The 24794-nt window shown below is 70.3% G+C and carries 28 protein-coding genes and 1 tRNA gene; 12 read left to right on the top strand and 17 right to left on the bottom strand.

Features of this window, described 5'->3' with window-relative positions; translation table 11 throughout:
* Positions 1-15: 15 nt before the first annotated feature.
* Positions 16-1176 carry a site-2 protease family protein gene (locus ACYQ1K_RS21095; protein WP_459985234.1) on the bottom strand — a complete coding sequence of 387 codons (1161 nt, stop codon included), beginning with the start codon at positions 1174-1176 and terminating at the stop codon, positions 16-18.
* An 88-nt stretch (positions 1177-1264) separates the two neighbouring features.
* On the opposite strand from ACYQ1K_RS21095, the gene ACYQ1K_RS21090 reads away from it, so the two are divergent.
* Together ACYQ1K_RS21090 and ACYQ1K_RS21085 are read left to right on the top strand one after the other, a co-directional pair.
* Entirely contained in the window at positions 1265-2116 is an 852-nt protein-coding gene (locus ACYQ1K_RS21090) for a RecB family exonuclease (protein ID WP_459985233.1), read from the top strand.
* On the top strand, positions 2113-2643 hold the full coding sequence (locus ACYQ1K_RS21085; protein ID WP_459985232.1) for a DUF1697 domain-containing protein: 531 nt from the start codon (positions 2113-2115) through the stop codon (positions 2641-2643). The genes ACYQ1K_RS21090 and ACYQ1K_RS21085 overlap by 4 nt, the downstream gene beginning before the upstream one ends.
* Here ACYQ1K_RS21085 and ACYQ1K_RS21080 read toward each other — a convergent pair whose 3' ends face one another.
* From ACYQ1K_RS21080 to metH, 3 genes are all read right to left on the bottom strand, one after another.
* On the bottom strand, positions 2644-4800 hold the full coding sequence (locus ACYQ1K_RS21080) for a DEAD/DEAH box helicase (protein ID WP_459985231.1): 2157 nt from the start codon (positions 4798-4800) through the stop codon (positions 2644-2646).
* Between the two features lie 219 nt (positions 4801-5019).
* Entirely contained in the window at positions 5020-5670 is a 651-nt protein-coding gene (locus tag ACYQ1K_RS21075; protein WP_459985230.1) for an HAD family hydrolase, read from the bottom strand.
* Positions 5670-9410, bottom strand: a complete 3741-nt coding sequence (gene metH, locus ACYQ1K_RS21070; RefSeq protein WP_459985229.1) for a methionine synthase — start codon at positions 9408-9410, stop codon at positions 5670-5672. The genes ACYQ1K_RS21075 and metH overlap by 1 nt, the downstream gene beginning before the upstream one ends.
* 142 nt (positions 9411-9552) lie before the next feature.
* Here metH and ACYQ1K_RS21065 point away from each other — a divergent pair, with 142 nt between their 5' ends.
* Entirely contained in the window at positions 9553-10401 is an 849-nt protein-coding gene (locus ACYQ1K_RS21065; protein ID WP_459985228.1) for a PAC2 family protein, read from the top strand.
* A 51-nt stretch (positions 10402-10452) separates the two neighbouring features.
* On the opposite strand, the gene mshC is transcribed toward ACYQ1K_RS21065, so the two are convergent.
* From mshC to ACYQ1K_RS21045, 4 genes are read right to left on the bottom strand one after another with little or no spacing between them, the layout of a single operon-like run.
* A complete protein-coding gene (mshC, locus tag ACYQ1K_RS21060; RefSeq protein ID WP_459985227.1) occupies positions 10453-11694 on the bottom strand; it encodes a cysteine--1-D-myo-inosityl 2-amino-2-deoxy-alpha-D-glucopyranoside ligase in 1242 nt (413 codons plus the stop codon).
* Positions 11695-11728: 34 nt separating this feature from the next.
* Entirely contained in the window at positions 11729-12517 is a 789-nt protein-coding gene (locus ACYQ1K_RS21055) for an SCO1664 family protein (RefSeq protein WP_459985226.1), read from the bottom strand.
* Between the two features lie 11 nt (positions 12518-12528).
* The gene (locus tag ACYQ1K_RS21050) at positions 12529-13113 is read right to left on the bottom strand and encodes a DUF3090 domain-containing protein (RefSeq protein WP_459985225.1); all 585 of its coding nucleotides are present in this window, start codon (positions 13111-13113) and stop codon (positions 12529-12531) included.
* A 9-nt stretch (positions 13114-13122) separates the two neighbouring features.
* The gene (locus ACYQ1K_RS21045) at positions 13123-13830 is read right to left on the bottom strand and encodes a histidine phosphatase family protein (protein WP_459985224.1); all 708 of its coding nucleotides are present in this window, start codon (positions 13828-13830) and stop codon (positions 13123-13125) included.
* A 63-nt stretch (positions 13831-13893) separates the two neighbouring features.
* On the opposite strand from ACYQ1K_RS21045, the gene corA reads away from it, so the two are divergent.
* Positions 13894-14874: a magnesium/cobalt transporter CorA gene (gene corA / locus ACYQ1K_RS21040; protein WP_459985223.1), complete on the top strand. Its 981-nt coding sequence runs from the start codon at positions 13894-13896 to the stop codon at positions 14872-14874.
* Here corA and ACYQ1K_RS21035 read toward each other — a convergent pair.
* The gene (locus tag ACYQ1K_RS21035; RefSeq protein ID WP_459985222.1) at positions 14871-15698 is read right to left on the bottom strand and encodes an undecaprenyl-diphosphate phosphatase; all 828 of its coding nucleotides are present in this window, start codon (positions 15696-15698) and stop codon (positions 14871-14873) included. The two genes, corA and ACYQ1K_RS21035, sit on opposite strands and share 4 nt — an antisense overlap.
* A gap of 152 nt (positions 15699-15850) precedes the next feature.
* Between ACYQ1K_RS21035 and ACYQ1K_RS21030 the strand changes: the two genes are divergently transcribed.
* Positions 15851-16798 carry an aldo/keto reductase gene (locus ACYQ1K_RS21030; protein ID WP_459985221.1) on the top strand — a complete coding sequence of 316 codons (948 nt, stop codon included), beginning with the start codon at positions 15851-15853 and terminating at the stop codon, positions 16796-16798.
* Between the two features lie 21 nt (positions 16799-16819).
* Positions 16820-17038, top strand: a complete 219-nt coding sequence (locus ACYQ1K_RS21025) for a DUF5703 family protein (protein ID WP_459985220.1) — start codon at positions 16820-16822, stop codon at positions 17036-17038.
* 97 nt (positions 17039-17135) lie between these two features.
* Here ACYQ1K_RS21025 and ACYQ1K_RS21020 read toward each other — a convergent pair whose 3' ends face one another.
* The gene (locus ACYQ1K_RS21020; protein ID WP_459985219.1) at positions 17136-18458 is read right to left on the bottom strand and encodes a M20/M25/M40 family metallo-hydrolase; all 1323 of its coding nucleotides are present in this window, start codon (positions 18456-18458) and stop codon (positions 17136-17138) included.
* An 82-nt stretch (positions 18459-18540) separates the two neighbouring features.
* Here ACYQ1K_RS21020 and ACYQ1K_RS21015 point away from each other — a divergent pair.
* From ACYQ1K_RS21015 to ACYQ1K_RS21000, 4 genes are all read left to right on the top strand, one after another.
* Positions 18541-18625: transfer RNA gene (locus tag ACYQ1K_RS21015), tRNA-Leu, on the top strand.
* A 78-nt stretch (positions 18626-18703) separates the two neighbouring features.
* Entirely contained in the window at positions 18704-19612 is a 909-nt protein-coding gene (locus tag ACYQ1K_RS21010) for a heavy metal-binding domain-containing protein (RefSeq protein WP_459985218.1), read from the top strand.
* Complete coding sequence (locus ACYQ1K_RS21005; RefSeq protein WP_459985217.1) at positions 19609-20439, top strand: heavy metal-binding domain-containing protein; 831 nt, start codon at positions 19609-19611, stop codon at positions 20437-20439. The genes ACYQ1K_RS21010 and ACYQ1K_RS21005 overlap by 4 nt, the downstream gene beginning before the upstream one ends.
* Positions 20440-20448: 9 nt before the next feature.
* Positions 20449-20856 (top strand): hypothetical protein, encoded by a 408-nt coding sequence (locus ACYQ1K_RS21000; RefSeq protein ID WP_459985216.1) that lies wholly within the window; start codon positions 20449-20451, stop codon positions 20854-20856.
* A 90-nt stretch (positions 20857-20946) separates the two neighbouring features.
* On the opposite strand, the gene ACYQ1K_RS20995 is transcribed toward ACYQ1K_RS21000, so the two are convergent.
* The 6 genes from ACYQ1K_RS20995 to ACYQ1K_RS20970 all read right to left on the bottom strand — a co-directional run bounded on the left by ACYQ1K_RS20995 (position 20947) and on the right by ACYQ1K_RS20970 (position 23719).
* Positions 20947-21645, bottom strand: a complete 699-nt coding sequence (locus ACYQ1K_RS20995; protein ID WP_459985215.1) for a lysophospholipid acyltransferase family protein — start codon at positions 21643-21645, stop codon at positions 20947-20949.
* Between the two features lie 5 nt (positions 21646-21650).
* Entirely contained in the window at positions 21651-21785 is a 135-nt protein-coding gene (locus tag ACYQ1K_RS20990) for a hypothetical protein (RefSeq protein ID WP_459985214.1), read from the bottom strand.
* 56 nt (positions 21786-21841) lie between these two features.
* Positions 21842-22441 (bottom strand): VC0807 family protein, encoded by a 600-nt coding sequence (locus ACYQ1K_RS20985; RefSeq protein ID WP_459985213.1) that lies wholly within the window; start codon positions 22439-22441, stop codon positions 21842-21844.
* 65 nt (positions 22442-22506) lie between these two features.
* The gene (locus ACYQ1K_RS20980; RefSeq protein ID WP_459985212.1) at positions 22507-22758 is read right to left on the bottom strand and encodes a hypothetical protein; all 252 of its coding nucleotides are present in this window, start codon (positions 22756-22758) and stop codon (positions 22507-22509) included.
* Entirely contained in the window at positions 22746-23174 is a 429-nt protein-coding gene (locus ACYQ1K_RS20975; protein ID WP_459985211.1) for a DUF5994 family protein, read from the bottom strand. Before ACYQ1K_RS20975 ends, ACYQ1K_RS20980 begins: the two co-directional genes overlap by 13 nt.
* Before the next feature lie 134 nt (positions 23175-23308).
* Positions 23309-23719, bottom strand: a complete 411-nt coding sequence (locus ACYQ1K_RS20970) for a DUF5994 family protein (protein ID WP_459985210.1) — start codon at positions 23717-23719, stop codon at positions 23309-23311.
* 137 nt (positions 23720-23856) lie between these two features.
* On the opposite strand from ACYQ1K_RS20970, the gene ACYQ1K_RS20965 reads away from it, so the two are divergent.
* Together ACYQ1K_RS20965 and ACYQ1K_RS20960 are read left to right on the top strand one after the other, a co-directional pair.
* Positions 23857-24093, top strand: coding sequence for a hypothetical protein (locus tag ACYQ1K_RS20965; RefSeq protein WP_459985209.1), 237 nt, complete (start codon positions 23857-23859; stop codon positions 24091-24093).
* A gap of 4 nt (positions 24094-24097) precedes the next feature.
* A complete protein-coding gene (locus tag ACYQ1K_RS20960) occupies positions 24098-24340 on the top strand; it encodes a hypothetical protein (protein WP_459985208.1) in 243 nt (80 codons plus the stop codon).
* A 111-nt stretch (positions 24341-24451) separates the two neighbouring features.
* Here ACYQ1K_RS20960 and ACYQ1K_RS20955 read toward each other — a convergent pair whose 3' ends face one another.
* Positions 24452-24655 (bottom strand): cold-shock protein, encoded by a 204-nt coding sequence (locus ACYQ1K_RS20955; protein WP_459985207.1) that lies wholly within the window; start codon positions 24653-24655, stop codon positions 24452-24454.
* Between the last annotated feature and the right edge of the window lie 139 nt (positions 24656-24794).

Genomic DNA, 24794 nt, shown 5'->3' with positions numbered 1-24794 from the left:
GCATGACCTGGAAATCTAGTGTCCGGCGGCTCGGAACGCCGCATCGACGTCGGCCGTCGACAGGACGCCGTAGATCGAGCCGTCGGGCTCGAGGAGGAGGTACTCCGTCGCAGGCGTGCGGGTGATCGCCTTGATGAGCTCGTCGCCGTCGATGTCGGCCGGCAGCGCGAGGCCTGCCGACAGGGCGCGGGCGACCGTCGAGGTGGCGACCCAGGGCCGACGCTCCTCGGGCGTGGCCAGGAGCGCGGCCTCGTTGACCACGCCGACGGGTCGCCCGTCGCTGGTGACGGTCACGATGCTGCCCGCCTGGGCGTCCTGGGCGCGACGCACGGCCTCGGCCAGGGGAAGGTCGTCGGGGACCGAGAGGGTACGCCGAGCCAGGTTGCGCGCGAGCAGTCGCGGGAGCCTGCTGCGCAGCCGGGCCGAGGCCATCGCCGCGCTCGCTCCGGTCCAGAGGAAGATCGCCACGACGAACGCGATGACGTAGTCGATGACGCCGACGGGCCAGCCGAGCACCTCGCTCTGGACGGTCGGCCAGAAGAGAGCCAGCACCGCGACGATGCGTCCGCCCCACCCGGCGACGATCGTGCCGCGGTGGACGTTGCGCGTGATTCCCCAGACGGCGGACTTGAGCACCCGGCCGCCGTCGAGCGGCAGGCCGGGCACGAGGTTGAGGACCCCGACGAGCAGGTTGGCGCCGGCCAGTCCTTCGATCGCCATCAGCAGCAGACCTTCGGGCCCGAGTGCGTGCAGGCCGAGCGCCACGCCGCCGACGGCGAGCGAGGTGAGCGGCCCGACGACGGCGATCCAGAACTCCTCGCTCGGGCGACGCGCCTCACCGTCGATCGAGGTGGCACCGCCCAGGAAGTGCAGCGTGATCGAGCTGACGGGGTAGCCGTAGTGGCGCGCGACCGCCGCGTGCGACGCCTCGTGCAGCAGCACCGACCCGTAGAGGATGACCGCGAACGCCAGCCCGGCGACGTACTTCCACAGGCCCAGTCCTGGCGCGACCTGGTCGACCCGGGGCGCCAGGAGGACCGCGATCATTCCGGCGACCAGGAACCAGGAGCTCGACACGAGCACGTCGGCTCCCGCCAGGGTGCCGACCTTGATGGTGCCGGGTGGGCGCGGCGAGGGATCGTGGCCCGGGTCGGGCGGGCTGGCGGGCGACGACACGCAGCGAGCGTACGCGACCGGGGATCGCGTGGCCCCGGCGCGGCCTGGTTGGCCGCCACTGTCCCCGGGGTCGCCTAGGGTGCTGGTCATGAGCACGACGAGCGTCTCCCCTGCCGCGGAGCTGTCCACCCCGGTGGACGGCGTCGAGGTGCTGGGCGCTCTCTCGCCGAGCCGGGCGGGCGACTTCCTGGCCTGCCCGCTGCTCTACCGCTTCCGCACGATCGACCGGCTGCCCGAGCCGCCGTCGGTCGACGCCGCCCGGGGGACGCTCGTGCACAAGGTGCTCGAGGACCTCTTCGACCTGCCGGCGGCCGAGCGCACCGTGGAGCAGGCCCACGACCTCCTCGCCCCGGCCTGGTCCGGGCTGCAGGAGACGGCCCCCGAGGTCGCCGAGCTCTTCGCGGACGGCGAGGAGCTCGGCCGCTGGCTGGAGTCGTGCCGCGACGTCCTCGAGCGCTACTTCACCCTCGAGGACCCGACGCGCCTGGAGCCGGCGGAGCGCGAGCTGTACGTCGAGGCGGTGCTGGACTCCAAGCTGCTCCTGCGCGGCTTCATCGACCGGCTCGACGTCGCCCCGACCGGCGAGCTCAGGGTGGTGGACTACAAGAGTGGCCGAGCCCCTCGGGAGATGTTCGAGGCCAAGGCACTCTTCCAGCTCAAGATCTACGCGCTCGTCCTGTGGCGGACTCGCGGCGTCGTGCCGACGATGCTCCAGCTGATCTACCTGGGCAACGGCGAGATCCTGCGCTACCAGCCCGACGAGGCCGACCTCCGGGCCACCGAGCGCAAGGTGGAGGCGATCTGGGACGCGATCCGGCGCGCGCAGGAGACCGGCGACTGGCGGCCCAACCGAAGCCGCCTCTGCAGCTGGTGCTCGCACCAGAGCCTGTGCCCCGAGTTCGGCGGCACTCCCCCGCCGCTGCCCGTGGTGACTCCGTGAGCCGTCGTGTCGTCCTCATCCGGGCGGTGAACGTCGGCGGGGCGAAGCTGCCGATGGCCGACCTCAAGGAGATCGCCGCCGATCTGGGAGCGAGCAACGTGACGACGTACATCGCCTCCGGCAACCTCGTGGCCGACGTCCCCGGCGCCCCGGACGACTTCGACCGGGCGTTGGAGAAGGCGATCGAGGAGCGGTTCGGCTATGTCCGTGAGGCGATCTCGCGCACCCGCGAGGAGCTCGTGGCCGCCCTCGAGGCGCACCCGTTCGAGGTGACCGAGCCGAGGTACTCCTACATCTCCTTCATGCTCGCAGCCCCGACCGCGGAGGCCCTCAAGGCCGCCGCGGCCGTGCCGACGGGCGAGGACCGCTGGCAGGTCATCGGCCGCGAGCTCCACCTGAGGTACGCGGGGGGCGCCGGCCGGGCCGAGCTGAAGGAAGCGCAACTGTTCCGCGCCCTGGGCCGGATCCCGGCGACCGCGCGCAACCTCAACACCGTACGCAAGCTGATCGAGCTCGCCGCGGACTGATCAGACCTCGGCGTCCCCGTCGCCGCGGTCGACCAGCGCCCCGGTGAGCAGCGTGACGAGTGCCTCGAGCCGGATGTCCGTCGTGCTCGTCTGCTCCTCGCTCGCGCCGTCGAGCGCGACGGCCGCCAGGCCAGCCTTGCTGTCGATGAGCTCTGCGATGCGGGCATCGATCGTCTGGGCGGCGATGATGCGCCAGGCGGTGACCGGCTCGGTCTGGCCGATGCGGTGCACCCGGTCGATGGCCTGGGTCTGCTCGGCATCGGTCCACGACAGCTCGGCGAGGACGACGTCGGAGGCGACCTGCAGGTTGATGCCGACGCCGGCGGCCGTCAGCGAGCAGACGATCACGCCGACCTCGGGGTCCTTCATGAAGGCGTCGATGGCCTTCGTCCGGGCCGAGGCGGTCTGGTCGCCGCGGATCTCGGTGTAGCGGATGTCCCGCTTGGCGAAGACCTCCCCCGCGGCGTCCATCACGTCGAGGTGCTTGGCGAAGAAGACGACCTTGCCGGCGCTGCGCACGAGCTGCGCGGCGTAGTCGGCGGCCAGCCCGGCCTTCGCCCGACCGATGCGGCGGACCATCGCGAAGATGTTGTCGCCGTCGGTCGACTCGTCCCCGTCGGAGAGCTCCCAGCCGGCGACACGGCGGACGAGCTCGAGGTCGATGCCGTCGACCTCGACCCCCCGGTGTTCGCGACGCGCCGCGACAGCGGAGTCGTAGCGCTTCAGCAGGCGTACGGCGAGCTCACGCTCCGCTGCTCGGATGGAGCGGCTGTCGGCGTCGTCGAGCTCGACGGGGAGGTCGGCGATGCGACGGGCGGGGATGTCGGCGGCGACGTCGACCTTGCGCCTGCGCACGATGCCCATGTCGACGACAGCCTGCCGGGCGGCAGGGTAGAAGCCGAAGTCTGCGGGCGTCATGCCCGTCTCCTCCAGCCGCGCCATGAGCGCCGGACGGGGCGACTTGTCGGTGATCCAGCCGAGGAACTGCCAGATCGTGAGGAAGTCCTCGACGTCGTTGATGAGCGGTGTGCCGGTCAGCGCCATCATGAGGGGCCGGGCGACCCGCTGTCGGACTCGGTCGGCGATCTCGAGCACGTGCTGCGAGCGCTGGGACTTCTTGTTCTTGATGAAGTGCGCCTCGTCGACGATCATCCCGCGGAAGCCGTGGTCGCCGATCCACCCGACGTGCCGGTCGAGGATCTCGTAGTTGAGCACGATGATGTCGGCGAACCCGTCGACGTCCTGGCCGTCGCCGTGCACGACGCTGACGGTCTTGTTGGGCGTCCATCGTGCGGCCTCGCGGGCCCAGTTCGTCTTGACGACGTTCGGCACCACGACGAGCAGCGGGTAGGCGTCAGCGGCCTGCGCGGCCAGCAGCGACTGCGCCGTCTTCCCGAGACCTGGCTCGTCGGCGAGGAGGAAGGTCCGATGACCGTCGGCGACAGACGCGATGAGCCGGGACTGGTGGTCCATCAGACTCAGCGTCGGCGGCAGCAGCACGGCCGGACGGCCGGGCGGCAGGCTCATGCAGGAGGAGACGCCGGGCGCGGGATGCTCGAACGCGTTGAGCAGCGGGCCGATCAGCTCCCAGCCGACCAGGCGGCGCGTCTCGGTCCGAGCCGGTGCGGCGCTGAAGTCCGGCGCCATGAACGGCGTGATCAGCTGGGCGCGGGCGACCGACTGGGGCACGACCTGGCGTTCGGTGCGGACGACCGACGAGGACTGACGCGTCGGCTGCTCGGTCTCGGGGTCTGGCTCGAGGCCGGCCGCCAGCTGGAGCTCCCGCTTGAGGCGGCGGGTCGCGTCGGTCTGCTCGGCGTCCTCGGCGAGAAGGGTGAACAGGGACGGCTCGCGTGCCGCGGTCTGCGCCAGGATGCTGGCGATGCCGTCGAGCCGCTTCAGCTCCGCAGCACGCGCCGGCTCGGTCAGTGCGGGGTCGCTCTTGAGCCGGGCGCGCTCCTCGCGGACGAGGAGCGCCACGACCTGGAAGCGCGTGCGCTCGGAGCGGCCGCGCTGGACGCCTGACTCCATCTCGCGCACAGCCTTGGCGAGCACCGGGATCAGGCCGGCGTCGTCATGCTGGCGTCGAGCCCGGCTCTGCGAACGGCCCTGACCGGAACGCCCGCGTCCGGACTGACGCTGCCCCTGAGCGGCCAAGCGAACTCCTCCTACCTCACGCCTCGCCTCGCGCCCGGGGCGTGAGGTCGGTCTACGTCGTCGCGGACCTCGAGTCCTGACGCCGACGCCGCCCCGCCAACGGGGCTGTCGAGCAATGGTGCCGACCTGCCGGCTGTGGGACGGCGGCGGAGGGCCTGGGCGGCCCGGGTCGGAGGCCTGCCGGAGCAGGCTCAGAGACAGGATATGCCCGGCCGCACGTCAGTGCAGCAGCAGGTCGCCGAGAGCGTCGGCGGTGAGGCCCACGAGCGTGTCGCGGAACACCCGGCGCGGGCCGTCCAGGACGGGGACGTGGTTCTCGACGACCAGCACGGTGCACCCGGCCGCCTCGGCCGACTTCGCGCCCGTGTTGGAGTCCTCGATGGCGACGCACACCGTCGGCATGACACCGAGAGCGGCGGCCGCGGTCTCGTACGGCTCGGGGTGAGGCTTCCCCGACACGACCTGGTCGCCGGTCACGACGACCTGGAAGGTCTCGGCCGGCAGCTGCCGCAGAATCGGTGCGACGAAGCGCTGCCACGACATGGTGACGAGCGCACAGGGCACACCCGCGGCGTGGAGCGACTCGAGCAGCTCGCGAGCGCCGGGTCGCCATGGGACGGCGTGCTCGATGCGCTCGACGACCCCGTCGAGGAGCAGATCGACGATCTCCTCAGGCGAGATGTCGAGCCCCATCCGTCGTTTGATGTAGCGGCCCGACTCCAGCAGGTCGTTGCCGACGAGCTCGAGGGCGTCGGCACGGCTCCACGATGCGCCGAACCGCTCGGCGAGGGCGAACTCGGTCTCGATCCAGTAGGGCTCGGTGTCGCAGAGCGTGCCGTCCATGTCCCACAGGACGGCGGCGAGCGGCATCAGTCCTCCGGGTCGTAGCCGAGGTTCGGGGAGAGCCACCGCTCGGCCTCGGCCAGCGTCCAGCCCTTGCGCTCGGCGTAGTCGGCGACCTGGTCGCGACCGAGCCGCCCGACGACGAAGTACTGCGCCTGCGGGTGGCTGTAGTAGACGCCGGAGACGGACGCGCCAGGCCACATGGCCATCGACTCGGTCAGCTCGATGCCCGCGCTCGCCTCCACGTCGAGGAGGTCCCAGATGGTCCGCTTCTCGGTGTGGTCGGGACATGCCGGGTAGCCGGGAGCCGGGCGGATGCCCTGGTAGCGCTCGGCGATGAGGTCGTCGTTGGTCTTGTCGGACTCCGCGGCGTAGCCCCAGAACTCCGTCCGGACCCGCTGGTGGAGGCGCTCGGCGAACGCCTCGGCCAGTCGGTCCGCCAGCGACTCGAGCAGGATCGCCGAGTAGTCGTCGAGGGCCTCCTTGAACTCCTTGACCTTCGCCGGCAGGCCGATGCCGGCCGTCACGGCGAAGGCGCCGACCCAGTCCTGCAGCCCCGAGCCCTCCGGCGCGACGAAGTCGGCGAGGGACCGGTTCGGAATGCCCTCCCGGTGCTCTCCCTGCTGGCGCAGCGCCAGCAGGCGCGCCCGCTCGGTCGTGCGGTCGTCGTCGTAGACGATGACGTCCTCGCCGGTGGACGCAGCGGGGAACAGCCCATAGACGCCGTGAGCGGTGACCCACTTCTCAGCGATCATCCGATCCAGCATCACCTGGGCGTCCTCGTAGAGCTTGGTCGCCGCCTCACCGGTGGTCGGGCTGTTGAGGATGTCGGGGAACTTGCCCTTCATCTCCCAGGAGTTGAAGAACGGCTGCCAGTCGATGAACTCGCGCAGCTCGGCGAGGTCGTAGTCGGCGAGCCGGTGGACTCCCGGGGTCGCCGGCATCGGCGGGACGTACGACGACCAGTCGATCGGCGTCGCGTTCGCCTTGGCCCTCTCGAAGCTCAGCTGGGGTCGCTCGGACTTCTGGGCGTGCCGGGCGCGCAGCGCATCGTAGTCGGCCTTGATCTCGGCCATCAGCACCGGCCGGCGCTCCGCGCTCAGGAGAGCGGCGGCCGTCGGGACGGAGCGGGAGGCATCCTTGACCCACACGACGGGCCCGTCGTAGGCCCGGTCGATCTTGACCGCCGTGTGGGCGCGCGACGTCGTCGCGCCGCCGATCAGCAGCGGGATGTCCATGCCGAGGCGCTGCATCTCGCTGGCGAAGCCCACCATCTCGTCCAGCGACGGCGTGATGAGGCCGGAGAGACCGATGATGTCGGCGCCGACCTCCTGGGCGGTGTCGAGGATCTTCTGGGCGGGCACCATGACGCCGAGGTCGACGACCTCGTAGTTGTTGCACTGCAGCACCACACCGACGATGTTCTTGCCGATGTCGTGGACGTCGCCCTTCACCGTCGCCATGACGACGGTGCCGTTGGTCTCCTTGGCGGTCGCGAACTGCGGGTTGTCGAGCTTCTCCTGCTCGATGAACGGGATGAGGTAGGCCACGGCCTTCTTCATCACCCGGGCGCTCTTGACCACCTGCGGGAGGAACATCTTGCCGGCTCCGAACAGGTCGCCGACGACGTTCATGCCGTCCATCAGCGGGCCCTCGATCACCTCGATCGGGCGGCCACCGCGCTCGGCGATCTGCTGGCGCAGCTCCTCGGTGTCGCCCTCCACGAAGGCGTCGATGCCCTTGACCAGGGCGTGCGTGATCCGCTCTCCGACGGGCAGGTCGCGCCACTCCTCGGCGGCCGCCTCCTGCTGCTCGCCACTGCCTCGGTGCCGCTCGGCGAGCGTCAGCAGCCGCTCGGTCGCCGCGAGCGAGTCCGCGGTCCGGTTGAGGATCACGTCCTCGATGGCGTCGCGCAGCTCCGGATCGATCTGGTCGTAGGTGACCAGAGCGCCGGCGTTGACGATGCCCATGTCGAGGCCGGCCTCGATGGCGTGGAAGAGGAAGACAGCGTGGATCGCCTCGCGGACCGGGTTGTTGCCGCGGAAGGAGAAGCTGACGTTGGAGATGCCGCCGGACACCTTCGCACCCGGGAGGCTCTGCTTGATCCAGCGCACCGCCTCGATGAAGTCGACGCCGTAGGCGGCGTGCTCCTCGATGCCGGTCGCGACCGCGAAGACATTCGGGTCGAAGATGATGTCCTCGGCCGGGAACCCGACCTTCTGGGTGAGGATGTCGTAGGCGCGTCGGCAGATCTGCTGACGGCGCTCGAGGCTGTCGGCCTGCCCGTCCTCGTCGAAGGCCATCACGACGGCAGCGGCGCCGTACTTGCGGCACAGGCGGGCGTGCTCGACGAACTTCTCCTCGCCCTCCTTCAGCGAGATCGAGTTCACGATCGGCTTGCCCTGGACGTTGCGGAGCCCGGCCTCGATGACCTCCCACTTCGAGGAGTCGATCATCACGGGCACTCTGCTGATGTCGGGCTCGGAGGCGACCAGCTTGAGGAAGCGGTCCATCGCGGCGACGCCGTCGATCATGCCCTCGTCCATGTTGACGTCGATGACCTGCGCGCCGCTCTCGACCTGCTGGGCGGCCACCGAGAGCGCGGTGTCGTAGTCGCCGGCCTTGATGAGGTTGCGGAAGCGGGCCGATCCGGTGATGTTGGTCCGCTCGCCCACGTTGACGAAGAGGCTGTCGTCGGTGATGGCGAACGGCTCCAGCCCCGAGAGCCGCATGGCGGGAGCGACCTCGGCGGGCGTGCGCGGGGTGAGTCCCTCGACCGCCTTGGCGATCTCGGTGATGTGGGCGGGTGTGGTGCCGCAGCAGCCGCCGACGAGGTTGACGAAGCCTGAGCCGGCGAACTCGTGCAGGTGCCCGGCCGTCTCAGCGGGCCCCTCGTCATACTCGCCGAAGGCGTTGGGCAACCCGGCGTTCGGGTAGCAGGACACGAACGTGTCGGCGAGCCGGGAGACCTCGGCGATGTAGGGCCTCATCTCCTTCGCCCCCAGGGCGCAGTTGAGGCCGACGGCGACAGGCCTCACGTGGCGCACCGAGTCCCAGAAGGCCTCGGTGACCTGGCCGGACAGCGTGCGCCCGGACGCGTCGGTGATCGTGCCGGAGATGATGACCGGCCAGCGCCGGCCCTCGGCCTCGAACAGGCTCTCGACCGCGAAGATCGCCGCCTTGGCGTTCAGCGTGTCGAAGATCGTCTCGATGATGACGATGTCGGCGCCACCGTCGACCAGGCCCTGCGCTGCCGTCGTGTACGCCGCCACCAGCTGCTCGTAGGACACGTTGCGTGCCCCGGGGTCGTTGACGTCGGGGCTGATGCTGGCAGTGCGCGTCGTCGGACCCAGCGCGCCGGCGACGTAGCGCGGCTTCGCCGCCGTGCTGAACTCGTCGGCGACACGGCGTGCCAGCCGGGCGGACTCGAGGTTCAGCTCGTAGGCAAGGTCCTCCAGCCCGTAGTCGGCCAGCGAGACCGCGTTCGCGTTGAACGTGTTGGTCTCGATGATGTCGGCGCCCGCCTCCAGGTACTCCCGGTGGATGCCCTCGATGATCTGGGGCTGGGTGAGCGTCAGCAGGTCGTTGTTGCCGATCAGGTCGCTCGGGTGGTCCTCGAACCGCTCGCCGCGATAGCCGGCCTCGTCCGGCCGGTCGCGCTGGATCGCGGTGCCCATGGCGCCGTCGATGACCATGATCCGCTCGCGCAGCGTGGCGGCGAGCGCCTCGGTCGCGTCGGGTCGGTGATCACGCGTCGGCTCGGTCATGGGGCTCCTCTCGGGATCCGGCGCCTTCCAGGCTACGGACAACGTCCAGTGGATGGACGGGGCTGCCGGATGCTGATACCGCACAGAATCCTTCCACCGCCCGACACCGGCGCGTGAATCGTCGCGCGACTAGGGTTGACGCGTGATCGAGATCGAGCAGACCTCCGAGCTCACCGACCCGGTGGTGATCGCCGCGTTCGAGGGGTGGAACGACGCCGCGGACGCGGCCTCGGCGACGGTGGACCACCTGATGAGCGTGTGGAGCGCGCGCGTCATCGGGGAGATCGACCCGGAGGACTACTACGACTTCCAGGTCAACCGGCCCTACACCGGCACCGACGAGCGGGGCATGCGCCGCATCACCTGGCCCACGACCCGTATCGCCATCGCCTCTCCGCCTGATCTCGACCGCGACGTGATCCTGATCCGAGGGCTCGAGCCCAACATGCGCTGGCGCCAGTTCTGCGCCGAGCTGCTGGCGGCGGTCGAGGAGCTCGGCGGATCCCTCGTCGTGACGCTCGGCGCGCTGCTGGCCGACACGCCCCACACACGGCCGATCCCGGTCTCAGGCACGTCGACCGAGCCGGACATCGTCGACCGGCTCAAGCTCGAGGTCTCCTCCTACGAGGGTCCGACCGGCATCGTGGGTGTCTTCGGTGACGCCTGCGACCAGATCGACATGCCGGCGGTCTCCTACTGGGCCGCCGTGCCGCACTACGTGGCCCAGCCACCCTGCCCCAAGGCGACGCTCGCCCTCGTCGCCCGGCTCGAGGAGCTCCTCGGCATCTCGATCCCGCTCGACGACCTCCCCGAGGACGCCCGCGCCTGGGAGCGCGGCGTGAACGAGCTCGCCGAGGAGGACGAGGACGTCGCCGAGTACGTCCGTGCCCTCGAGGAGACCCGGGACACCGCCGACCTGCCCGAGGCCTCCGGCGAGGCGATCGCCCGCGAGTTCGAGCGCTACCTCAAACGCCGCCAGGAGGATGAGTAGGCGGTGCTTGATTGCGCCTCCGCTTCGCTTCGGCGCGTGCCGTGGCGTCGACTAGAGCTTGAGGCCGAGCGCGGCGTCGACGAGGTCGCGGATGGTGGCGCCGGCGGTGGCGTCGCTGGTGTCGGCCAGGCCGTCGCTGCCGAGCGTCGCGTCGACCCAGCCCTGCACCAGCTCGACGGCGGCGGGCGCGTCGAGGTCGGCCGCGAGCACCTCGAGGACGTCCTCGACGACGGGTGACGCCGGCGCGCCGCGACCCAGGGAGAGCGCCTTGCGCCACTGGGCGACGGTGTCGACCGCGTCGAAGAGCTGGTCGTCGGTCCACTCCCAGTCGGAGCGGTAGTGGTGGCGCAGCAGCACGAGCCGGATCGCCATCGGGTCGATCTCGCTGTTGCGGAGGGCGGAGACGAAGACGAGGTTGCCCTTCGACTTCGACATCTTCTCGCCGTCGTAGCCGACCATGCCCGCGTGGGCATACACCCGTGCGAAGCCCTCGCCCGCCACGTGCGCGTGCCCGGCGGACATCTCGTGGTGCGGGAAGACGAGGTCCGACCCGCCGCCCTGGACGTCGAACGTGCCACCGAGGTGCTCGAGCGCGATGGCGGTGCACTCGATGTGCCAGCCGGGCCGCCCGGGGCCGAAGGGCGAGGGCCAGGACGGCTCCCCCGGTCGCTCGGCCCGCCACACGAGGCAGTCGAGCGGGTCCTTCTTGCCGGGTCGGTCGGGGTCGCCGCCGCGGTCGGGGAAGATCTCGAGCATCTGGTCGCGGGTCAGGTTGGACTCCGCGGCGAAGTCGCGGTCGGCCGTGACCGAGAAGTAGAGGTCGTCGTCGACCCTGTAGATCGCGCCGGCCGCCTGCAGGCGCTCGATGAGCGCGATCACGAGGGGGATCGACTCCACCGCACCGGTGTAGTGCGTCGGCGCGATCACGCGCAGCGCCTCCATGTCCTGGCGATACAGCTCCGTCTCGCGCTCGGCCAGCTCGACCCAGTCCACGCCGACGAGCGAGGCGCGCTCGAGCAGCGGGTCGTCGACGTCGGTGACGTTCTGGGTGTAGAGGACCGGGTGGCCCGCGTTGCGCCAGGCGCGCTGCAGCAGGTCGAAGGCGATGTAGGTCGCTGCGTGGCCCATGTGCGTCGCGTCGTACGGCGTGATGCCGCAGACGTAGAGCGTCGCCGTGCCGTCGGAACGCTCCGGCACCACGGTCGTGAGCATGCCGGACGCGGTGTCGTGGAGTGCGACCTCGGGCCCTGTGACGGCAAGGGAGGGCAACTCGGGGCTGGTCCAGGCACGCATGCGCCGAACTCTACTTGCGCGGTGGTCTTCGACGTCAGAAAGGGGGCCACGGGACGGACGGCCAGCCGTCGCCGGGCTCGGGGAGGGTGCCGCGGGACAGCAGCCGGTCGCAGCGTCTCACCAGAGCGTCGAGGTCCCACCCGGACAGCAGGGGCTCGAGTGCCTGCCCGAGCTCGGCCTCGAGCAGCCCGCGGAGCCGGCGTACGCCGTCGACCTCGGGGCCGGTCAGCGGCTCCCCGGCCCAGCCCCAGAGCACCGTCCGCAGCTTCGGCTCGCGATGGAAGCAGATGCCGTGGTCGATGCCGTGACGGTGGCCATCGGCCATCTCGAGGACGTGGCCGCCTTTCCGGTCGGCGTTGTTGATCACCGCGTCGAACACGGCGATCCGCCGCAGGGCGTCGGTGTCCTCATGGATCAGCGACACGGGCTGGTCGTGGGCTCCGAAGCCGTCGAAGACGTGGCGCCAGCCGTCGGGCAGGACCCCCTCGGGCACGATCGTGACGGCCGCCTGCGTCTCGTCGACCTCGCACCACCGCTGGATCATCCCGGTGCCATGGGGGCCGGCGCCCAGCCACGTCTCCGGCACGATGGCCCAGCCGAGCGCCTCGGAGACGAGGTAGGCCGCGACCTCCCGGTGGGCCAGGTTGCCGTCCGGGAAGTCCCAGAGGGGGCGCTCACCCCGGATCGGCTTGTAGACCACCTCGACGTCGGCACCGGCGGCCGAGCGCAGCGTGCCGACGAAGGTGAGGTTCGACGCCGGCATGATCCGTCCGCGCAGGACCAGCTCGCCCTCCTCAGGGCTGCGCTCGACCTCGACACTCATCCGACCCTCACTCAGGGGTCTCGACGCCGGAAGCCGTTGGCGCGGGGGCACAGATGGCCGGCAGGGTCGACCGGTCCCCCGCAGAACGGGCAGTCGGGCCGGCCCGCCGACACGACCTGTTGGGCGCGCTTGGCGAAGGCCCGCGCCTGCCCGGGCGTGATGCGGATCAGCAGCACCTCGTCGGGCTCCGACTCCTCGACCTCGATCTGCTGCTCGCCCTCGGGCGTCTCGGACACGAAGGCGACCGTCTCGTCCACGGGGAAGACCTCGATCACGACCCGCTCGTCGCCCGGGTCCCACGACAGCGTCATGGTGCCGGCGCGGAACTCCTCCTCGATCGGCTGGTCGAGCGGGTCGTTGTCGTCGAGCTCGAACGGCGCGACGGCCGGCACGACGCCCTCCGCCAGGCCCGTGACCTCGTCGAGCAGCTCGTCGACGCGCTCGGCCAGGAGCGCGACCTGCTGCTTCTCGAGCGCGACGCTCACCATCTGCCGCCCGGACTTCGCCTGAAGGAAGAAGGTCCGCGAGCCGGGCTCGCCGACGGTCCCCGCCACGAAGCGCTCGGGCGGGTCGAAGCTGTGGACGACGGACGGCATGCGTCAACCCTACGAGGGACCGGCGCCGCCACCCACGGCGGCGTCGGCGGCCGGCCTGCGTCGTCGACTCGGCTTCTTGGGCGGGGCGAGCCAGGACAGGTCACCGGCGTGGGTGTTGGTGGCGAGGACGAAGGGGCGCGAGGGGGTGTACCGCACGATCGAGACCGACGCCGGGTCCACGTTGATGCGCTGGAACAGGTCGAGGTGCATGCCGAGTGCGTCGGCCAGCACCGACTTGATGATGTCGCCGTGGCTGACAGCCGCCCACACGGCGTGCGGGCCGTGCTCAGCCTCGATCCGGGCGTCGTGGCGGCGGACGGCGGCCACCGCCCTCGCCTGCATCCCCTGCATGGACTCACCGCCGGGGAAGACCGCCGCAGACGGCTGTGCCTGCACCACCCTCCACAGGGGCTCCTTCGCGAGCTCCTTGAGGGTGCGCCCCTGCCAGTCCCCGTAGTCGCACTCCGACAGGCCCTTCTCGGTGTGCCGAGCCGGCTCGGCGCTCTGGCGGGCGAGGATCTCGCGTGCCGTCTGCCGACACCGCTCGAGGGGGCTCGTGACCACCGCGGACAGGGGCACGACCGCGAGCCGCTCACCCGTGCGGGCCGCCTGTCCGGTGCCGGTGTCGTCGAGCTTGACGCCGGGGAGCCGGCCCGCCAGCGTGCCCGAGGCGTTGGCGGTCGTCCGTCCGTGCCGGATGAGGATGACGGTGGCCATGCGCGTCAGCGTAGCCAGGGCGTCGCCACGCGGAACTGGCGCCGTGGGAATAGCGTTGACACCGTGATCGTGGACAGTGCCCTCTACTCCGACGGCAGGCGGGTGGAGCTCGGTTGCCATCCGCACGAGTACGACAAGATGCGCGCCGGCATCAAGCGTCCGGGCGACTTCGTGTGGCTCGGTCTCTACGCTCCCAGCGAGCTGGAGCTGAGCGAGGTCGCCGAGGCCTTCGAGCTGCACCCGCTCGCCGTCGAGGACGCCGTCAACGCCCACCAGCGGCCCAAGCTGGAGAGATACGGAGACAGCCTGTTCCTCGTCCTCAAGACGCTCTGGTACGTCGACGAGGACGACCAGGTCGAGACCGGCGAGATCAACATCTTCGCGGGACGCGACTTCATCATCACCGTCCGGCACGGTCGCGGGGCCCGGCTGGAGAAGGCCCGGCACGCGCTCGAGGCCGACCCCTTCAAGCTCTCGCAGGGGCCGTCGGCCGCGATCTACGCTGTGGCTGACCGGGTGGTCGACGAGTATCTCAGCGTCCTCGGCGAGCTCCAGACCGACGTGGACGAGGTCGAGACCTCGGTCTTCTCCACCGACCGGACCAGCGACTCAGCACGGATCTACACCCTCAAGCGCGAGCTGGCCGAGGTCCGCCGCGCGGTGCTGCCGCTGCGCGAGCCGATCCGAGCGTTCAGCAACGGAGCCGTGCCGCTGCTCGACCCCGACATCCAGCCGTTCTTCCGCGACATCCTCGACCACCTCAACCAGGCGACCGACCTCGCCGAGGGCCTCGAGTCGCTGCTCTCCTCGGCGTTCGACGCCCACCTCGCCCAGATCTCGGTGCAGCAGAACGACGACATGCGCAAGATCTCCGCGGGTGCTGCCCTGGTCGTCGTCCCGACGTTCATCGCGGGCGTCTACGGCATGAACTTCCACCACATGCCCGAGCTGGGCTGGTCCCTCGGCTACCCGATGGCGCTGCTGCTGATGGCCGGGTCCGTCACCGCGCTGTGGGTCTTCTTCAAGCGGTCCGGCTGGCTCTAGGTCGCAGTGATGGTGCCCGTCGCGAGCAGCACGAGGAGGGTCCCGCCCAGGACGACGCGGTAGGGCACGAACGCGACGATCGAGTGGCCGGCGACGAACCTGAGCAGCCAGGCGATGGCGGCGTACGCGACGACGAAGGAGACCAGCGTGCCCACGATCGTGGGGCCGATGCCGATGCCCGAGCCGGGGATGTCCTTGAGCTCGTAGAGGCCGGCGGCGGTGAGCGCCGGAATGGAGAGGAAGAAGCTGAGCCGGGTCGCCGTGACGCGGTCGAGGTTGAGGAAGAGGCCCGCCGAGATCGTGGCTCCTGATCGCGACACGCCCGGGATGAGTGCGATGCACTGGGCGAGCCCGATGAGGATCGCGTCGCGCAGCGTGAGCCGCTTCTCGCCCCGGTCCTGGCGTCCGACCCGCTCGGCGAGGACCATCACGCCGCTCCAGAGCACCAGCGCCGCGCCGACGACCCAGAGGGAGCGCAGCGGGCCCGAGATGAGGTCCTTGGCGAGGAAGCCGACGACCCCGATCGGGATCGTGCCGACGATGACGTACCAGCCCATCCGGTGGGCCAGCGTGCCCCGGAGCTCGGGCTTGAGGAGTCCGCGGAACCACCCCGAGGCGATCTGGACGATGTCCTTGAGGAAGTAGAGGAACGCCGCGGCGATCGCTCCCATCTGGATGACGGCGGTGTAGGCGGTCACGCCCTCGTCGTCGATCGGCAGCCCGAGCATCTTCTCTACGATCGTCAGATGTGCGGTGCTGGAGACCGGGAGGAACTCGGTGAGCCCCTCCACGACGCCGAGGATGACGGCCTCGAGGTAGTTCATTTCCGCCCTTTCGTCAGGTGGCACCGCAGGGGTCAGCGCTGCCGCGGCGCGGCAGGCGTCGGGGGTGAGCCTAGGGGTCGTCACATGAGGAATTGGTGAGGACCCGCGAGCCGCATGGATGCTCGGCGCGTGCGAGGGCTATCTTCTCGGCCATGCAGCATCGCTCGCTCGGCGTCACCGGTCTCAAGGTCTCCCGCCTGGGACTCGGCACGATGACGTGGGGCCGGGCGACCGACGAGCACGAGGCACGCGACCAGCTGATCGCCTTCGCGGAGGCGGGGGGGACGCTCGTCGACACCGCCGCCGGGTACGTCGACGGTCGTGCCGAGTCGATGCTCGGCGCTCTCATCGGTGACGTCGTCGCCCGCGACGAGGTCGTGCTGGCCACGAAGGCGGGCATCTCCCGGCGGAGTGGACACCGCTCGGTCGACACGTCGCGTGGACATCTCCTGCCGACCCTCGACGCCTCCTTGCGCCGACTCGGCACCGACCACGTCGACCTGTGGCAGGTGCACGTGTGGTCCGACGAGACGCCGCTCGAGGAGACGCTGACCGCACTCGACCTGGCCCTGACGTCCGGCCGGGCGTCGTACGTCGGCGTCTCCAACTACGCCGGCTGGCAGACCGCCCAGGCGGCGGCGTGGCAGCGCGCCGTCCCGGGACGGGCGACGCTCGCCTCCACCCAGGTGCAGTACTCGCTGCTGGCCCGCGAGGTCGAGTACGACGTCGTGCCGGCCGCTCAGGCCAACGGGCTGGGGATCCTGGCGTGGTCGCCCTTGGCCGGAGGGGTGCTCACCGGGAAGTACCGCACCGGCACGCCGTCGGACTCGCGCGGCGCCGACCGGGACTTCGCCGGACGGGTCGACTCCTACCTCGACGACCGGGGACGTGGCATCGTGGAGGCGGTGCTCAAGGCGGCCGACGGGCTGGACTGGGCACCGCTGCAGGTGGCGCTCGCGTGGCTGCGCGACCGTCCCGGCGTGACGGCTCCGATCGTCGGGGCCCGGACCGCCGAGCAGCTGAGGGTGGCCCTCGCCGTCGAGGAGCTGACCCTCCCCCCGGAGCTCGCCGCCGCTCTCGACGACGTCTCCGCAGAGTAGGAACGACACAGGAGGAACCAGATGGCCGCAGTCGACCGCCGCCCGCCCCGCCCGGGTGTGGAATGGGAGTTCGACTCGGTCACGTTCCCTCGCGACTTCTCGCGCAACGTCGTGCGCAAGCTCCTCGTCGAGCGCGCCGAGCAGGGCGGCTGGGTGCTCGACCGCGTCCGCATCGGCAACGACGGCAAGCGCCGGGTCATCCTGCGCCGCAAGATCATCCGGGCGGTCAGAACAGCCTGATCTCGATACGCCCCCTCGCTGGCGCTCGTGGGCTACTCGATCAGCGATCCTCGTCGGTCGAGTAGCCCGAGCCTCTGGGCGAGGGCGTATCGAGACCTCAGCAGAGGTCCAGGAAGCGGTCGAACACCCGAGCCCCGAACTCGAGACCGTCGATCGGGACGCGCTCGTCGACGCCGTGGAACAGACCGGTGAAGTCGAGGTCCTCGGGCAGTCGCAGGGGCGCGAACCCGTAGGTCCGGATGCCGAGCTTGCTGAAGTGCTTCGCGTCGGTGCCGGCCGACATGAGGTACGGCGCGACGATCGCGTCGGGGTCCTCGGCCAGGAGTGACCGGGTGATCGCGTCGGAGATCGGGGTGTCGTCGTACGGGGTCTCCCAGGAGCGCTGGTTGGTGACGAAGTCGAGGTCGACCCCGTCGCCGCACAGCTCGGTCAGGGTGGCGAAGAACTCGTCCTCGTAGCCCGGCAGGAACCGCCCGTCGACGTGGGCGGTGGCCTCGGTCGGGATGACGTTGACCTTGTAGCCGGCGCCGAGCATGGTCGGGTTGGCGACGTGGCGCAGGGTGGCGCCGATCATGCGGGCCGCCGGGCCGAACTCCTCGACCAGCGCCTCGGCGTTCTCCGGGGTCGCCTCCGTGCCGGCCAGCTCGGCGACGGCGGCGAGAAGCGTCTGCATGGTCGGCGTGAGCTGCACCGGCCACGGGTGGGCGCCGATCCGGGCGACCGCGGCGGCGAGCCGGGTGACCGCGTTGTCGCGGTTGATCATCGAGCCGTGCCCGGCGGTGCCGCGAGCGGTGAGGCGCATCCAGGCCATCCCCTTCTCAGCGGCCTCGATGAGGTACATCCGGCGACCGCGGATCGTCGTCGAGAACCCCCCGACCTCGCCGACCGCCTCGGTGACGCCCTCGAGATGCTCCGGAAGGTCCTGGACGACCTGCTCCGAGCCCTGGTGACCGCCAGCCTCCTCGTCGGCCAGGAAGGCGAGCGTGATCGGTCGCGCCGGAGGCCGTCCCTCGCGCTGCCGAGCCCGCACGACGCTGAGGACCATCGCGTCGAAGTCCTTCATGTCCACTGCGCCGCGCCCCCAGACGTAGCCCTCGTGGACCTCGGCGGCGAACGGGTCGAACCGCCAGTCGGCCGCCTCGGCGGGGACGACGTCCAGATGCCCGTGCACGAGCAGCCCATCGGTGCGCTCGCCGTCGCCGCCCCAGTGAGCGACCAGGCTCGTCCGTCCCGGGAAGGGCTCGTGCAGGTGCGCCTCGATCCCGACCTCGTCGAGCAGCCCGGCGACATACTCGGCCGCCTTCCGCTCCCCCGGGCCTGAGCCGTCGCCGTAGTTGCTGGTGTCCATCCGGATCAGCTCACGGCACAGGTCGACCACCTCGCCGGCAGGGTCGGACGAGGGGGCAGTCGGCTCAGCCATGGGACCTAACCTACTGACGCGACGCGCACCCTGCCCCGATTCGTCTCCGGGACGGCACGCTGCTAACGTTCTGTTCGCACTCGCGCGGGTGGCGGAATAGGCAGACGCGCTAGCTTGAGGTGCTAGTCCACGTATAGTGGGTGGGGGTTCAAGTCCCCCCTCGCGCACGCGATGGCAACAGGACCCCGGATCGCTGATCCGGGGTCCTGCGCATTTCCTCCGACGGCATGAGGCACGATGGCGCCGTGCCCGCACACCCGACGTCGACGCCGTGGAGCGGTCGAGGGCTGCCCCCGCAGGCCCACGAGCGCGTCGAGCGCGCGCGGCGCACGCAGGTCGCGGGATCACTGCTGTCCGCGCCCGAGGCGACGGCCCTCGCATCGGTCGGCTTCATGCCGGTCGGCGAGGCGATGGGGTGCACGGTGCAGCACCTGGGCTGGGACGGCTACGGATGCGGAGGGGGAGCGTCGTACGGCTGGAACGCCGCGCGGACCGTGACCTCGGGGTCGGGCGAGAGGTGGAGTGGGCTCGGGCCGTACGTCGCCGCCCTCTACGCCGGCTGGCACACCGCCATGCGCCGCCTGGTCGAGGAAGCGACGCTGCTCGGAGCGGACGGAGTGGTCGACATCAGCCTCACCGAGACCGACCTCGGCAGCAACAACCGGGAGTACGTCGCGCTCGGGACCGCGGTCCGTGCGTCCTCGCCGGCGGCGGGCAGAGCGACGCGTCCGTTCACCACGGACCTCTCGGGCACTGACGTCAGCAAGCTCCTCCACGCCGGCTGGGTCCCGACCGGCATCGCGTTCGGCATCGCCGCCGCCGTCCGGCACGACGACTACACGGTCCGCAACCAGACGGCGTGGTCGCAGCGCAACGTCCAGGTGGACGGCTACACCGACCTGGTCAACACCGTCCGCCATGACGCTCGCGACCAGTTCGAACGCGGCGCCCGGCAGCACGGCGGAGAGGTCGTGTTGGTCTCCTCGATGGATCTGCGGGTCTGGGAGAACGAGCCGTCCGACGGCCACCGCGACCACTATGCCGAGGCGCGGTTCGTGGGGACCGCCGCCACCGCCTTCCGTCAGAGCCGCACAGCACCGCCTCGAAGCCTGAGCATCCTCCCACTCGACCGCACCAGGAAGACGACCCGATGACCATCGACGACGCAGCGATCCCGCTCGACGCCATCAACCGGCTCAACTCGATGCGTGAGGGTGAGCACCGGGGGCTGTTCACCTCGGACCTGAGCGTCAACGAGTTCCTGCTGGTGCGCGAGGCGGGCTTCACGCCGCTCGGCCTCGTCCTCGGCTCGAGCGTCTATCACGTCGGCGTGCAGATGGCCCGGTGGAGCAAGAACCAGGAGCTCACCACGCTCTCCGAGGCGATGTACCACGCCCGTGAGCTCGCGATGACCAGGATGGAGACCGAGGCGCGTGCGCTCGGGGCCGACGGAGTCGTGGCGGTGCGCCTCGACATCGAGTTCAAGGAGTTCGGCGAGAGCATCGCCGAGTTCATCGCCGTCGGGACGGCCGTGAAGGCGGACCCGGAGCACCCGCTCGCCCCACCGGGCTACTCGTGGCACAACAGCCTCGGCCAGCCGTTCACCTCGGATCTCTCCGGCCAGGACTTCTGGACGCTCCTCCAGTCCGGCTACGCACCGCTCGCGCTGACGATGGGCACGTGCGTCTACCACATCGGTCACCAGCGGTTCTGGCAGGCACTGGGCAACGTCGGAGCCAACGTCGAGATCCCCCAGTTCACCGAGGCGCTCTACGACGCCCGCGAGCTCGCGATGGGTCGGATGCAGTCGGAGGCGGAGCGGCTCGAGGCCGACGGGATCGTCGGGGTCCAGCTGCGGAGCCTGCCTCATCGGTGGGGCGGCCACACGACGGAGTTCTTCGCGATCGGCACCGCGATCCGTGCGCTCCGCGATGACCACACCATCGAGAAGCCGACGCTCGTCCTGCCCCTGACCGACTGAGAGACGACGATGCCCGACCTTCCTGAGATCGACCTCGACAGTCTGACCGCTGCGCTGCGTGCCGACAGCAGGGACCTGGCCGTGTTCGCTCACGTCCTCACCGCGAACCTGGCCGACGCCCTTCCGCCTGGCTCGGTCGATGTCGACCGCGAGCGTTCGCTCAGCGACCGTCTCGCCGGCCGCGAGGGCAGTGTCACCGCGATCCGCGTGCACCTCGACGACGAGGTGCTCGAGCTGGAGCCCGTCAAAGGCCGCGTGCCGCGCGCAAGGGTCATCGCCCAGAGCGGCGGAGTCGTGATCTCGCGGCGCGAGGTCGGCATCGAGGCATGGGCGCGCCTCCTGGCCGAGAAGGTGGCCGAGGCGGCCCGGCAGTCCGAGTCCGCTCGGGTGGCGCTCGCCCGCCTGCTCGGCCTCTAGGTCGAGATCGGACCCGGTAGGGAGGCGATAGGCCCGGGCGGAGCGCGGCGCCCGGAACGGGCGGCCAGCGGGCCGCACCCAGCCAGCACGTCAGTTCTCCTCGACACGGCGTGTCCGGGGTGGCGCGGACCTGCGGCACGGTCGGCTCTGCCAGCGGCCGTACGCCTCGGCGACCTGCGGCCAGGCGTCGCCGATCGCGGTGGCGGCGTCCTGCGGAGTAGCGGTCAGACCAACGACCGACACCGGTGTGCCGAAGGCGAGGTGGACACGGCGCGGGAGAGGCCAACGGCGCTTCTCGGTGCCCGTGATGGTCGCCGGGACCAGCGGTGCACCGGCCTCGATCGCGAGCCGGGCAGCGCCACGCTTCGGCGCACCCAGGCCCACGGCGCGCACCCGAGTGCCCTCGGGGAACAGCGCGAGGGCGTCGCCGCGACGGAGGATGGCTCGAGCGGTCTCCAGGGCGTCGGCGTCGGACTCGCCACGACGAACGGGGAAGGCGCCGAGCCGCACGAACACCTTGGCGAGCGGTCCTTCGAAGTGCTCCGCCTTCCCCATGAAGTGGACCGGCCGGCGCAGCACGATCGCGACGAGGAACGGGTCCCAGAAGGACTTGTGGTTCGGCACGATCACGACCGGCCCCGTCGTGGGCACGTTGTTCGTGCCGGTCACGGTGAAGCCGCAGAGAGTCTTGAACACCAGCCCTGCGGTGTGCTTCACCAGCAGATAGAGCGGACCGCTCACGCCCTGCTCGCGCGCGATCCGGTGAGCCTCGTTGCTCGTGATCGCCAAAGGCGTCACCCCTTCTTCGTCGGGTGGATCTTGTCCGTGATGCTCTCCGCGACCCCTTTGTCTCGCTTCTCGGCCCGCTTCTCCTTGATGGACTTGCCGGACTTCTTCGACATGCTCTGACGCGGCGACTTGTCGTTCATGTGGAACCTCTCTCTTGGGGCCGGTGGCTCCTGTGGACGTGTTGTGGACGATGGCGTCAGGTGCTCGGCAGCCCTTGCCGACGGACGACGACGTAGGCCCACACGATGGTCACCGTGGCGGCGGTGGTGGTGAGCGTGATGATGGCGCCGCCCTTGATCAGGACGAAGGCGGCGGTGGAGAGCGCCTCGAGCAGCCACCACGTGATAGCGGCCTTCCCGAGGATCACCAACCCCCACATGAGCGTGAGCCGGCGGAAGAGGGCGCAGACCTCGGGCCGGGCGGCGAGGGCGGCGCTCATCGGATAGAACTCAGGAGCGAGCCGAGCGATGACCGGGCGGCCCCTCACGAGTGATCCGAGGAAGATGGCGGAGACCGCAACGTCGGCGAAGACCGGTTGCACGAAGTAGACGAAGGTGTTGCCCGTGACGAGCGTGAACGCCGTCTTCACGGTGAGGACGCCCAGGCTCAGCAGGAGTAGTCCGGACACGGGGCGTCCGGTGACGTGCCGCCACCCCATCAAGGCGGCCATCCAGGAGAGGGCGACGACCACGGCGGTGGTCACATCGAAGAGCTGCATTGTCGCCCACAGCAGAACGGCCGGCACGAGGACCGCCGTCGCGAGCGTGACGACCACCCGGGTGATGACGGCTGGCATTCCCAGGGCATGCCCCGGAAGGTGCGTCAGCACGGGAGACGCCGACGCGGTCCGATCCGCGAGGCTCATCGGTAGGGACCGGTGGTGGTGTCGCCAGATGTCATCGACTCGGCTGAGCCGAGCACGATGGCCGCGGCGACGTGTCGCCATGCCACGACCAACGTCGTGGGCTCACCGCTCGCGGGATCCAGGACGGCGAGGTGGCCGGTCTCGTCCAGGCCGACGCGACTGATCTCGTTCTCGATAGCCGAGATGGCGCCCTCGGCGACCTGCCAGCGCTGGGTCCAGCCGACTCCGTACAACATCACGTATGCCATGGAGGGTCTCCGTCGTGTGCCGGCCAACCGGCGGGGCTCTCGTCGTCCCCACGGGCTCGGTCGACGGCTCCATCGGAGTCGGTGGCGCTGACGTCTGCCCCGGGATCGGGCGTCTCGCTTCGGCTCACGAGCAGGCGGTGGCGTCGGCCGGAGCTCATCGTCAGGATCCTGAGATGGGTGTCGTCACGAGGAAAGGAGCCCACTTCGACCCTGCCGCGCGCGGCGCGGATGGACCGCACGCCGCGCCCGTCCGTGCTCGAGTCGTCCCAGTCCGGACGTGAGAGCACCATGCGGCTGATGCGGCCGTGCGTGGTCGGGAGGTGATCGACGAGATCGGCCACCTCCGCGAGGTGCAGTCGCAGTTCTTCGGGCGTTGCCGGTGTGGTGCTCGGGCTGGGCTTCGACGACGTCGACATGACGTCCGCCTTTCGGTCCTGCCCCGGAGGCTCGGAGAGCGCTGGCTGGCAGGTCGGTCGTCTTCGACACTACACGTTCGACGCGAAGGGACGCCGCGGATGGGCGCGACTCGAACGGTCTCGTGGCCGGCGAGTCACCGACGAGGGCCTGCGACGGGGACCTGCGGCTCGGGACTGCCGCGGAAGCCGAAGGCGCGCAGATACCGATTCGCCGTCTCCGGGGCGGCACTCTGCGGGATGACCGCGAGGGTCCGACGTTGCCCGTCCAACATCATGAGCACCACCCGGTGTGTGTCGTCGACCGGCAGGAACCCGGTCTTGACTCGGCCACGCCGGTTCGGGATGGGCACTGCGGTCGGCGCATCGTCCCAGTCGCGTGGACAGAAGATCACCCGAGAGATGTACCCGGCATTGGCCGGCCAGGCCGCGAAGAGTCCGACGAGCTCGTCGCCCAGTTCTCGGCTGCGCGGCCACCACGCGCCGTCGAATGTGTGTCGATCTGCTGACAGCGCCAGCGCGAGCCGCGCCTTGTCCTGCGTGTCCATCGGGACCGCCGCCTCACATCGCCGCTTGTCAGACGGAGGGCGTCTGGGGTTCGCGGTCGTGCTCCCAGCCTACCTCCGGGTCGTCACACGCTCCTGCCGGCGCCCGAGATGTGCCGAACCGTGTGATACTCGAGGTGATGACATCCTCAGGCAGGCCACGGCGACATCTGGCCAGCAGCCCGTTCCGACCGGATCCGGAGCCGATCATCGTGCGATATGCGCTCGGCGACCTGGTGTCCCACGACGTCTACGGGGTGGGACGCGTCATCCTGCTGGAGACCGACGCCGTGATGGTCGACTTCAGGACCGAGACGGTCCGGCTGACAAGCCCGTTCACCAAGATGACCAAGCTGTCGTCGACTCAGGCGGAGTGACGACATGGGACGCAATGTGCTCGACGAGCTGAATCTCCTGCTCGTCGAGCGCATGGCGCTGAACGAGCAGATCGCCAAGCAGTTCCACAGGCGTGGCATCTCCCCCCAGGTCGCGAGGCTCTTTCCCTCGGTCGCCGGCGGCCGCGACGATGAGCTCGCGCAGCTCGCCGCCGACTGGGAGTCCCTTCTCCAGCGCGAGTCGGCCCTCTATCGCGAGATCCTGGGCTCCGGTCCCGAGACCGAATGATGCCTCGGTGTCCGCTGAGAGCAAGACGGCGGCTCCCGAGCGTATCGGGGCCGCCGTCGTACCTTCCTCCCCGCGCCGAGGTCTGACCTCAGCCGCAGGTGCTCATGGATCTCAGAGAGCGCGGACGTTCTCTGCCTGGGGGCCCTTGGGTCCCTGGGTGATCTCGAAGTCGACGCGCTGCTCGTCCTTGAGGGACTTGAAGCCGGTGCCGGCGATCGAGGTGTGGTGGACGAAGACGTCAGCGCCGCCGCCGTCCTGCGCGATGAAGCCGAAGCCCTTGTCGTCGTTGAACCACTTCACGGTGCCCTGTGCCATTTCTCATACCTTCGGTGAATCGGGTGCGGACGACCTGTCAGCACCACGCTGAAAACATCTGCGCTGCGCCTGATGTCCAGAGAGACCGAAGACCAAGAACTGTGAGGATGAGCCGCGACCGACGGGCGCGGGGAAGCGT

It is taken from the genome of Nocardioides sp. AN3 (assembly GCF_054653495.1).
Note: the sequence above shows the minus strand (reverse complement) of the source record. Positions and strands in the feature narration are given on the sequence as shown.